Genomic DNA, 11,871 nt, shown 5'->3' with positions numbered 1-11,871 from the left:
GCATTCGTCCTAGAGGGCAATGACAACCGACTTTGTTTCAAGATATGAATCGAGTGACTGTTTACCCATATCACGTCCAACCCCGGAGAGTTTATAGCCCCCGAATGGGATGTTTGCATCAAGCATGTTGTGCCCGTTTACCCACACAGTGCCTGCCTTTAATTTCGGGATTAAGCGTTGCACTTGAGAAAGATTGTTTGACCAGATACTCGCTGCCAGGCCATAGCGACTATCATTGGCCCGGTCTACGACATCCTCGATATCATCAAACGGGATGACCACCAGAACGGGACCAAAGATCTCGTCTTTGGCTATGACCATAGAGTCGTCTTCGGTCGCAAATATGGTGGGCTTGACGTAATAACCTTTGCGGTCAGCACGTTCGCCACCGGTAACCAGGCGGGCACCTTCCTGGCGGCCCGTCTCAATGTAGCGACAGACCCGGTCTAGCTGAACCCTGGACACGAGTGGTCCCATTTGCGCAGCTGGATCCAGGCCAGGCCCCAGGGGGATTGCCTCTGCTAACTCGGCGAGCCGATCCAGGACCTTGTCAGAAATGCTTCGGTGAACGTAAAGTCGCGAGCCTGCACTGCAGGTTTGTCCATGGTTGAAAAAGATTGCTGCCGCTGCCCCTTGCGCAGCCTTCTCCGGATCACAGTCAGCCAGGACAATCATTGGAGACTTGCCCCCCAGCTCTAAGGTAACTCGCGCCATATTATCCATCGCAGCACGGCCTATGATCTGACCCACCTCAGTGGATCCCGTAAAACTAATCTTGTTGATGTCAGGATGAGTTATCAGTGCCGACCCAGTGCTCTGGCCCTCGCCAGTAATGATATTGACAACCCCGTCAGGAAAATTTGCCTCTCCGATCAGCTCGCCCAGATAGAGGGCAGAAAGGGAAGTTTGTTCCGCAGGCTTCAACACAACCGTGCAACCCGCTGCAAGTGCCGGAGCCAGCTTCCAGCAGGCCATCAGAAAAGGAAAGTTCCACGGTATGATTGCGGCAACAACACCGACGGGTTCGCGTCGGGTATATGCAGAAAAGTCAGAGTCAGCCGGGGCAAAGGGCATGGACACATCAAGAGTCGAGCCCTCAATTTTTGTTGCCCACCCGGCCATGTAGCGAAAGAATTCCAGACCCAGGCTTATGTCAACAGCTTCGGCAATAGCAGCAGACTTGCCGTTGTCGATAGCTTCCAGCTCAGCAATGATTCTGGCATCTCGCTCAATCAGATCTGCAAGTTTGAGAAGCATGTTCTGACGGGCGGAGGGTCTCATTCGGCCCCAGTCATCACCATTGAACGCACTTTTTGCACAGCTAACGGCCTTGTTAACGTCATCAGGATGTGCAAGGGGTATGCTTCCTATAACCGTTTCTTCAGCTGGGTTTTCTACCTCTATACGTTTGTTTTCCAGAGCATCAACCCATTGTCCGCCTATCAGCATACGGTGATTTTGACGAGCCAGGAACGCCCGGGTTTTATTCTCTAAATCATGTGGATGTTTTGTGAACGTATTCATTGGTTTCCCTCAAATCACTGACTTTTCGGACGGATAGCATCTGCAGTACCCTGAATAAACGCTTTTATTTTCTCGACATCTATCTCATTCAGCGTTTCGGTAAAATCAGGCATGCCACGGGAAACGAATGGACCGTGAAACAGGAAGGCGTCCAGGTTTTCAATAACTGATTTCTTTGAGTAGCCCAGGTTTGGAATATTACCGCCCTTGTCTACACCAGGAACACCATGACAGAACACGCAATTACTGACGTAGAGAGCCGTGCCTTCTCCAATAAAGTCGGGATTATAGTCAACGCCGGAAACCAGTGAGTTCAGCTGATACTTGGTGAACTCAGGCATCTCGGCATCACCGTTCAGGACAAACGTATAAACAGTACCGGCGGTCTTGAGGTCGGAGGCTCTCTGGGATTGTCCAAAAACACCGCCCCAGCCTGCTGCAATAGAGACATACTGAGTGCCGTCTACTTCATAGGTTATGGGCGCTGCAATGACGCCGGTACCCATTGGGGATTCCCATAGGTGGTCACCCGTTTGCGCGTTGAACGCCATAAAGCGAGCGTCTGCGGTTCCCTGAAATACCAGATCGCCGGCCGTTGTCAGGGTTCCGCCGTTCCAGGGAGAGACGTGCTCGTAACGCCAGGCTTCCTGCTGCGTAACGGGATCCCAGGCTGTAAGTCGCCCGAATGGCTTGCTTGATGGTGGCGCTACGTTGAGTTGGAAAGCGGTGTTCCAACCTATGCCACTCATGGGTTGTCCCGGCTCATTGCTTTCTATGCTTTCCCAGGAGGGGTCCTCGACCATTGTGATAGGGATGTGCTGAGACGGGAAGTAGGCCAGGCCGGTTTGGTGATTAAAAGACATTGAGTGCCAATTATGGCCACCAAAAGGCCCAGGGACGATATCGAAGGGTTCGTCCATGGATCGTGCTTCAGGAACTTCTATTGGACGACCATTGCTGTCGTATCCCGTGGCCCAATTAACATCGACATAATTGTCGGCCGATATGAATTCACCGTTTGTCCGGTCGAGAACAAAAAAGAAGCCGTTTTTGGGAGCTTGCATGATAACTTTGCGACGCTCTCCATCAATCGTGAGCTCGCTGAGAATCATGTCCTGCGTTGAAGTATAGTCCCAGTTGTCCCCGGGCGTTGCTTGGTAATGCCATACGTACTCACCAGTGTCGGCATTGAGAGCAACAATCGAGGAGAGATAGAGGTTATCCCCACCTTCCGGACTACGCTTCTTGTGTGACCATGGAGATCCGTTACCCGTGCCGATATATAAGAGATTCAGGTCCGGATCAAAAACGATAGAGTCCCATACAGTGCCACCGCCACCGGCCTCCCAGTATTTTCCACTCGGGTCCCAGGTTTTTGCGGCGCGAGCCATGGCCTCGTTTTCAAACGGTTCGTCCGGATTTCCCGGCACAGTATACCAACGCCATTTCTGTGCCCCGGTTTTGGCGTCGTAAGCTGTGATGTAGCCCCTGACTCCAAATTCGGCCCCACCATTGCCTATGATCACGTTGCCATTAACAATCCGAGGTGCGCCGGTAATCGTGTAGCTCATGCCGTTGTCGGGCAGAGTATTCGTTTCCCAAACTTTTTCGCCGGTTTTTGCATCAATGGCGATCAGTCGACCATCGTAGGATGCAACATAGACATTTCCGTAGTGCACTGCCACGCCACGGTTTACAACATCACAGCAACCCCTGGAGCCCGCCTCCCCAGGTACTTCAGGGTCGTAGGTCCAGAGTTTTTTGCCGGTCTTTGCATCAAGTGCATGTACAATGCTCCAGGAGGCAGAGACATACATCACGCCATCCACAACAAGTGGAGTGGCCTCGACACCTCGCTCAGACCCAAGGTTGTAGGACCATGCAAGCCCGAGGTTTTCGACATTGTCCGCCGAAATTTGGGAAAGAGGGCTAAAGCGCGTCTCCGCATAATCAAAACCATGGGTGGGCCAGTCCTTGCCGGTTTTGGCATTTTCAATGATATAGCTTTGGTTAACCTGATCGGCGGCAATAACGGTGCTGGCTCCGATTACTAAAAATGGAACTAATACCCTACTTATCGCTTTTTTTGTGAAACGGTTTTTGTAGTGACTATTAATCAGCTTCATTTCTATGTCCTTTCGTTTTTATTACTGTTTTATAAGATTTTAAAACGCCTTTAGAATCCGAAAGTTGAGTCGATGTTGTTCTTTAAATCCATTTTCTACGGACAAATCGCTTCCATAATTTGCGATTAGTTGCAGTCCCGGATTCGCAAACCATGCCGTACCGATTGTCATTTTGGTGGTGGCAAGGTCATTGTCCTGGTTAATATCATTTATCTGTGTCTCACCGCCGAAAGTATGAGAAATACCGGTGCGAAGGTCCCATTGCGGCGTTACGTTATAACGCAGGAAGCCTTGGAGCTGATACAAGGGGTCCTGTTCCAGAGTGGCCTTGGAGGCACCGAGTTCGTCATTCTTGCCGAAAAAAGTGACGTCACCAACCAGGTCTAATGAGATGTTAGAAGTGAGGCCAGTTATGTAACCCGCCTGTAATGTATGTTTCCACCGGTTTTCGCCAAGATTTAATGTGTCATTTCGATCGTAACTCCCTACCGGAACATACAGGAACGGAGTAATGCCGAAATAGGTGTTACTTTCGGGCTCGTTTACAAGCCAAACTGTCGCCGCAAGTATCAGGTCGCCGATGCCACTGGTGTCACCAAGGGAAGAGGTATCGTCTTTTCCTTCCACCTTGCCAAATGGGAGGAGAAATTGAGGGTCTACTGTGTAACCGCCAATTTCAGTGAAATGCACCCCACGCAGGATTCCTACCTGTGAGTCTAATCCAGCATTAATGGGCGCTTTGTCGCCATCCGAGTAGAGTGAGTCTGCAGTGGCGTATTGATAGTAGACCATTCCAAGATTGGTTCCGGCGGGCAGTGCCGTGTAATCCCCGGCATCAACGTCAATAGCTACTGCATTACCGGAAGTCAGCAACATGGTGGTTAATCCAACAGAAGCGACGCTGAAATTCCCCTTTCTGGAACCGAGTAAACTTTTTTGCTTATAGTTTGATACAGATGACATAGTGCAGCCTCTTATTAGTTTTGTTGGTATTGCACTCGACGTGAAGCAATCAATATGCCAGATCGATTGCTCCTTAGGAAATTATTATGAAACAATTACTTATGCGGCTTTATAGCATCTATGTTTTAGTTTTTGGAAAAAAGTGGATCGTTTCAATACACTAAAATTGGATGGTTGAATAAAAAAAATACAGAGTGGTGGGTGTCCTTATGCATAAAAAGATCGTTGATCTGAACACTCAGGTCCAGCAAGCCCGTGAGTTGTTTGACGAAGGGCATGTTGTACCGTCCCAGTGGGTGCGGGATGAGGTTTTGCGCTCTTGGCTAAGATGCAGAAAACATGGCGTGTCCCCCTCTGGTCAGTTCTTACTTGAGGCCGCGCAATTCGACCAGATTTCTTATATCCGCAATCAACATCAGCGTCTCATGACATTTGCCGAGCCTGAAATGCATCGGTTGTTTCGTGCAATCAGTTCTGCAGGTTGGGTTTTGGCGTGTCTGGAAAGAGAAGGCCGCAGCATTAAATATTTCGGCAATGACAGTCCCTGCTACGAATTGCTGGGAGCCGCTTTGAATCCTGGTATGGACCTTTCAGAGGATATAGCTGGAACCAATGCTCCCGGTTGCGCTTTGATAGAAGGCAGGCCTTCGCTTGTGTGTGGAAGTGAGCATTTCTTGCATTCTTTCCGCGATCTATCCTGCGTGGCAGTGCCCATTTTTGACCCTGCAGGGACGCTGGTCGGGGCTTTGAATGCTTCGAAACCTTATGATGGCCGACCGGTCGGGATTCTTGAAGCAGTTGCGCTCGCAACTCGGTCTGTTGAGAATCGAATGGTCGACGATTTGCGTGGCGCCTTGGTCCTCGCCCTTCACTATCGCCCGGAGCTTACACAGTCACCCATGCGTGGGTTGATACATTTCGGCGAGGATGGTGAAGTTTTAGGTGCAAACCCCTCGGCCAGACAGATGCTGGATCTCGAGTCTCTCGAGAAGACGCAGAGTCAGGTCTGTTTCAAAGACTTATTTTCATGTCGCGCTGCCGAGATCGAGGGATCACAACAAAGCCCTGTTGAGGTGGAATGTCACAATGGGGCAAGGCTTTTTCTTAAGGTTGAAAGTCTTCGGAAAGGGCTCGTGAGCGTCAAATCGACGCCACCGCAAAGACGGCCGGACATCAGTCAGTCTTTTTATGTGGGCGAGCCAACAAAACCACTTTTTGACAAGGCGCATCGGGCCTTTCAGTTTGGAGTTCCGGTTCTGGTGACTGGGGAAACCGGAACAGGCAAAGAGGTTTTAGCGCGCTCGCTACATGCCAATGGGCCTTCTTCAAAAGGCGCGTTTGTTGCCGTGAACTGCTCGGCTATTCCTGCCGGCCTGATAGAATCAGAGTTGTTTGGCTATGCAGACGGCGCTTTTACTGGTGCCCGACGTGGGGGTGCCAAGGGGAAATTTGAGGAAGCGAACGGCGGTACGCTCTTCCTGGATGAAATAGGCGATATGCCGGTAGAATTTCAAGCACGGTTGTTACGTGTTTTGCAAGAACGCATTGTCACCAAGCTTGGAGAAGAGAAGTCTCGGCCCGTCTCGTTTTCTCTGGTCTGTGCGACACATCGGAACCTTGATGAGCTTATGGAGAGTGGGGACTTTCGGAGCGATCTTTACTACCGAATCAATGGCCTCAGGGTGCAGCTCCCTGCTCTGCGGGAGCGTGAAGACCTCGATGCTTTAATTGATCACTTGCTGGCATCAATGTCACAGGAAGATTCCCCGCCAATTCTGACAGCTGAGGCTCGCAATCTCTTAAGGCACCATTCGTGGAGAGGCAATATTAGAGAGCTCCAGCAGGCACTGAATCTTGGCCAGGCGCTTTCTACTCAGGGAATTATCGATGTTGAGCACTTGCCCGAGGACATCAAGGCCAAAAATGATACTGCGGATGTGGACGTAGGCGAGGGCGGCACACTCGCCGCTGCGGAGCGCCAAGCGGTGCGATGTGTGCTCGAGAAACACAATCACAACGTCAGTGCCGCGGCTCGAGAATTAGGAATAACACGAGCCACTCTCTATCGGAAAATTAAACATTTTGTCCTCTGAGGTAATTCGTGGACTAGCCCGAATTTCTCATGAGGGGATAAAACGCGCCGCTCTTTTCAGCGAGTAAGCGCCTGGGCATTACAGTTTGTCAGGTGTATCCGGCTTTTAGTTGTGGGGCATTAGCTTGGCTGTGCCGGTCGTTGTCCGCCCATTCTAAATGTCCGCTTTGCGACCAGGCTGGCCAGCAGGGAACAATTTTCTGAACCATACTTAAAGGCCCTTACCCTCCGAAGAGGGCCACGTCATGACGGTTCCTACCAGCAAAGCTCCCTGGAACAAAGGGAAGCTCGTCGGCCAGAAGCTACCGCTCAAACTCGAACAAATATGGGCTGTCCGTATTCGTCTAGAGATAGCGAAGAACATCCGCGAGCTGGCGATGTTTAACATGGCTATTGACTGCAAACTTCGATCCTGCGATCTGGTAAAGCTTTTGGTTCGAGATATTTCCAGAAACGGTGAGGTTCTGGATCGGGCGCAAGTCATCCAGCAGAAGACTAGTCAGCCTGTTCAGTTTGAGATAACCAAAAAGACTCGCGAATCGGTCGAAGCATGGATCGAGTTGCGCGGACTGTCGGGTATGGATTATTTGTGGCCGAGCCGGATGCGAAAGTATGACCATATCACCACTCATCAATACGCCCGTCTTGTCAAAAAGTGGATTACCAGCATTGGACTTGATCCTTCAGTCTACGCAACCCATTCAATGAGACGTAGCAAAGCGACATTGATCTACAAGAAGACCAAGAATCTTCGAGCCGTCCAGTTGCTGTTGGGACGCACAAATATGTCGAGCACCGTGCGGTACCTTGGTGTCGAGGTCGAGGATGCTCTGGAGATAGCTGAGAGTATTGAGATCTAGCTGCGTAACTTGTTTCCTTGGTCACTGTGGATGCCGCAGACGCTGCCAGCCCCGGTCGATGATCACCCTCGGGTTTCGATCAGGCTTCTCCAGTCGTTAAACAAAAGCGAACATTTGCCTTTAGAAAGATATCCTGAAAAGCTCCTTCTCAACGTGGCCACGAAAAGGGGTGCAGAATCAGCCAGAGTTCGAGAGGGTTAACTGATGGTGCGTATCCAGGTTGTTGCGGTAAGTCCAAAGTTATCTCCCGTCCGACCGGATTTGAGCTGCCTGTCAAAACTTGGGCTAGAAAGACCGGTTATGTAGACTAGAATTCTTCTCACACCATCTTTTGGGTACGAGATTCTGCTAAAGACATCGAACCAGTCTGCGGGAAAGGGTCGATCCAATACCGATGCTAAAATCTGTCCGCCCAATAACCTGTCAATATGAACGAAACCCGTGCCATATAAATCAAGACACCACGAACTGGAGTACAAAGTAAAATGTTGGATTTAATGTCAGCAGCAGTGTTATCCGGCGTAATCTATGATGTTCTTAAATACCAGGCGAAGGTCACAGGGCAAGCACTTAAAAGCCGCCTCAAAGAGTGGGTTCTCGATGATGACTCGGCTGACGAAATTGCCAATGAGATCAATGGAATAGGTATAAATCAGGACATGAGTGAAGCTGCTATCAAGAGGAAAATTCAGAATTCAGATCGTTTGACCCAATTAATGAAAGAAATACAGCCTTCAAATCAAACAAATATTAACCAAATACACAATGGAACTGGTGACAACGTGGGTCGAGATAAAGTGGTGAAGGATGATTGAGCGTGAACCCCATACTTCTTCCGGTTGCCAAGCACAAGTAACTCAAGAGCATAAAGGGCAAGGGGACAATGTAGCTGGGGATAAAATATATTCCCCCGGTATTTCGGTAGATGATATCGAAGGCTCAGTGGTACAGATCTTAGTTTTTATCCGGCATCGGATCACCGATTCTGCCGAAGCGGCAGTAGAAGCTCTAGAGGGTTCGTCGCGTTTAGAGGGCGAGGCCAGGAAATTGCTGGAGTTAATAAAGATCCTGACGGACTTTGCCGTAGGTAAAGATACCAAGGCATCTTTCAAGAAACTAAATGAGCTAAGGACGGGGTGTAAGAGTACGTTCGCAAAGGATTTAGCGAACGCTACTTTGATCAGAGCGATTGCTACAAGGGATTCCCCGGACTTTTCAGGTATCAGAATCCCCCTTGAAGAAGAATTTCTAAGCAAGGAAGCCTATCTTGAATATGTCGCAGACATCGACCGCCTCAGTGAAGAAGCAGAGAGGACGCGGTTTGAATTTTCTGAGCCTGTGCTTTGCGGGCTCATTAGGGGGTTGCTACGAGTTGGTGAGCCAGAAGTTGCTGAGGAGTTATCTGACCACCTGGTAGATCAATATGATAGTGTCAATAGTAAAACGATTAATATTGCATGTAGAATACAATCCTTTTTTAAAACTGAGGGCGTTCAAAATTTTTGGACATTAAATCATGACAACTACCAAATCCTTCTTGGGATTTGCAATGAGATCATTGATTTAATAAATTTTACTGAAGGGAAGGAGCATCGCCTATTTATTTGGTCGGCCAACCTCCTAGAATTTTCTGCCGGTGAAATTTCTGATTTATTAGATATTTGTACTGATTTCATTGCCACCATTGAGAAAACAACTCCAAATATAGCTAAGGCAATTCGTGGCTTTAACTCGGGAAACTTTGATTACTCAGATGGCCTACCATTTTTGATTGGGAAGTGCGAAAGAGATGAGATTTTTCGAAGAAACAAAGTTTCAGAGATACTGAAAAGCAATTATATTAGCATTGATGAATCTGCGATTCTTCTTAATGTTGGCGATAAGGAGAAAATAAAGGAGTGGATTAACAGTGGCGGGGGCGTTACTGAAGATAGCGCTTTACTTAAAGACTTTGTCGAGCTTGAGTTGCATGCATTTGTGCTGGAAAGCAACCCAAAAGAGAGATTGCAGTTACGAGAGAAAAGTGATCGATTCTTGGACGATCACAAAGATTCCCTAAAAGATATTAATCCTTTCAGAATTCACGCACTTTGTCACCATCTCCTGAAAGCGAACTTAAGTACGCCTGCATGCAAGATACTGAGTCATTTTATACCAACGGGTAACCTCTGGCTCTCACCACTCGTCGAATTGTATTTGCACGCGCTCTTACACAGTACTCAACTGGATACTTTAAGTGTGACACTGGATCGAATTCCAAAAAAATATTGGAATTATAATGTATGGAGAATTGAGGCGAAAAAGCAGGAGACTCTTAACCATTTACCAGATGCAGTGGGTGCTATAAAAAATGCCTTACACTTTAAACCAACGTCGATCGAATCATGGTTTAATTTGATTTATTTAAATAGACGACAAGGTGCTGATGATTCACAGATTGCCGGTATACTTGATTTAATATCTACCGATATTTTGGACAAGCCTTCAGAAAATGCGGCTAGGCTTTTATCTGAATTCCTTGCCCAAGGGCACGTTGAACTGATGGAAACCAAGTTGATCAAATGGTTTCTTGAAGACCCAGAAGGGTCGGCAAGGCTTATCACTGACTTCCATCTTTCTGTAATAGAAATGAAGGGGCAGAATCTTGATCTTCGTGATACTGTTGACGATTGCGTGTTGGCCGTCAGTTATACAGTCGATGGTGAACAACAGCTGAAACTCATAGTTAAAAATCCAGAATACAAACACTCAGCGTTCATAGACTCTCGTACTCCTTTAGGTGATGCCCTGCTCAACTCAAGCAAAGGCAGCAAATTTAATATTGGTATGAGTGAGTATGAGGTAAACGAATTCCTTCCTCCATATGTTGGTGTTTTTCGTATTTCTACGAAGATTAGGAGTTCAATCAATGATGGTACCGATTCATTTCAAAGTTTCACGATGCCAGCGGACCCTGAGGAGTTTATAAGCAGTATAAAGAAGAAGATGCAGTTTCTTAAGAAAGATGCTGATCCTATCTTAGAAAATTCAGACATTCCAATATACATGAGAGGTAAGCGGTTCGACCTCTCTAATCCTATTAAGGGTATGATCGCAATACTTTTCGATCGTAAATACAAAAACTCGGGCATCCCAAGTTTTGGTTCTGAAAATCCTACAGAAATAATTCTAGATATATGGTCAATAACTTATATTTTTTTATTCTGGACTCTCTGAGACGTTTAGGTCAAGCGGAATATCGACGATTATTACACGAGAAACTAAGGCTATCATAGAGAATTGGATTGATGATGTTAATCGCGACGATTACTTGACGATTGATTTGACCGACGACGGGGAATTGATCCGGTCAGGTAGTACAGAAATCTATAACGGTACCGTTGATCTTCAGGAGTGGATGAAATTTATTATCGAATCATCCGAAATCCAATCGCCTAATTCAGTTGACCTTCCAGAGGAAATTAATGAGTGTCGAGATTTAATCGATGAGTCCGTTGAATCGAGTATTATTCTCGCGTTTTCAAACGATTTAGATTGGATGTCGATCGATCCTTTTTTTGCAAGATTGCTGGGTGGGAAAGGCGGGCGTTCAGTCAATGTCTCTCGTTTTTCGGTGCAGCTTGGTGCAAATCGCGAAATTGAAGCTATGGCCACTGCAATTCAACTTCATTTGTTCCATGACTTTCCCTGTTCGATAACTATTGAGCACTTAATCCAACTTGCTTTCAGTCAAGAAGTCGCTCATGACGAGATTTTGAAAGATGCCTTAATAAGGTATCAGGACGAACTTAGTTGCATTCCAAACGCGCTTTCAATAATCAAGAAAATTTGTATCGCAAACTTAATAGGTGCGATGCGCGCCGGGGAGGTCATCGATTCTGAAGGCCGGCTAAAACTCCGGCACGGTAGTGGTACCCTGTCCGTTTTTTATACATGCTGTCTTATCGCGTCTACTATCCAACTAAATGATGAAAAACTTTCCCGTGAAGAGCGTCTTGCACGATTTTTCCTTGAGTTGTTCGACACAATTCACGAAATGCCGTCTTTAATCAACCTAGTAAGAAGAGCTGGAAGTGTGTATGCCAAAGGACATTTCTTATCAATTACTGAGATCAATAGTTGTCTAGGCGATCTTCAATCTGGTGCTAAAGGCGAGTAATAGTAATCCCCCGTTCTTAGCCCGGATTTCTCATAGGTCCCCGGCAAGTCTCGCAGACTGTGCAGGATACCGCCATTACCGCTCATTTGCGGCCGAGATTGACTAATAACTGATCAATTTCTGTTGTCCGGACACACGCCCCCCTTT

At 47.6% G+C, this 11,871-nt stretch carries 8 protein-coding genes; 5 read left to right on the top strand and 3 right to left on the bottom strand.

From position 1 onward, the window contains the following. Positions 1-9: 9 nt before the first annotated feature. From FCS96_RS16275 to FCS96_RS16265, 3 genes are read right to left on the bottom strand one after another with little or no spacing between them, the layout of a single operon-like run. Entirely contained in the window at positions 10-1,524 is a 1,515-nt protein-coding gene (locus FCS96_RS16275) for an aldehyde dehydrogenase family protein (protein ID WP_069183782.1), read from the bottom strand. 14 nt (positions 1,525-1,538) lie between these two features. Continuing rightward, entirely contained in the window at positions 1,539-3,650 is a 2,112-nt protein-coding gene (locus FCS96_RS16270) for a PQQ-dependent dehydrogenase, methanol/ethanol family (RefSeq protein WP_069183783.1), read from the bottom strand. 39 nt (positions 3,651-3,689) lie between these two features. Then, entirely contained in the window at positions 3,690-4,613 is a 924-nt protein-coding gene (locus FCS96_RS16265) for a transporter (RefSeq protein ID WP_069183784.1), read from the bottom strand. 209 nt (positions 4,614-4,822) lie between these two features. On the opposite strand from FCS96_RS16265, the gene FCS96_RS16260 reads away from it, so the two are divergent. The 5 genes from FCS96_RS16260 (at position 4,823) to FCS96_RS16240 (ending at position 11,724) form a co-directional block, all read left to right on the top strand. Next, positions 4,823-6,706, top strand: a complete 1,884-nt coding sequence (locus FCS96_RS16260) for a sigma-54-dependent Fis family transcriptional regulator (protein WP_069183785.1) — start codon at positions 4,823-4,825, stop codon at positions 6,704-6,706. Between the two features lie 244 nt (positions 6,707-6,950). Beyond that, on the top strand, positions 6,951-7,565 hold the full coding sequence (locus FCS96_RS16255) for a tyrosine-type recombinase/integrase (RefSeq protein ID WP_138437831.1): 615 nt from the start codon (positions 6,951-6,953) through the stop codon (positions 7,563-7,565). Between the two features lie 485 nt (positions 7,566-8,050). After that, complete coding sequence (gene gapS6a / locus FCS96_RS16250; protein ID WP_138437830.1) at positions 8,051-8,380, top strand: GapS6a family protein; 330 nt, start codon at positions 8,051-8,053, stop codon at positions 8,378-8,380. Next, entirely contained in the window at positions 8,373-10,781 is a 2,409-nt protein-coding gene (locus tag FCS96_RS16245) for a hypothetical protein (protein ID WP_138437829.1), read from the top strand. The genes gapS6a and FCS96_RS16245 overlap by 8 nt, the downstream gene beginning before the upstream one ends. Next, the gene (locus tag FCS96_RS16240) at positions 10,756-11,724 is read left to right on the top strand and encodes a PIN domain-containing protein (protein ID WP_323053716.1); all 969 of its coding nucleotides are present in this window, start codon (positions 10,756-10,758) and stop codon (positions 11,722-11,724) included. The genes FCS96_RS16245 and FCS96_RS16240 overlap by 26 nt, the downstream gene beginning before the upstream one ends. The last annotated feature ends 147 nt before the right edge of the window (positions 11,725-11,871 follow it).

It is taken from the genome of Marinobacter alexandrii (assembly GCF_005871205.1).
GTDB classification, from domain to species: Bacteria; Pseudomonadota; Gammaproteobacteria; order Pseudomonadales; family Oleiphilaceae; genus Marinobacter; species Marinobacter alexandrii.
Note: the sequence above shows the minus strand (reverse complement) of the source record. Positions and strands in the feature narration are given on the sequence as shown.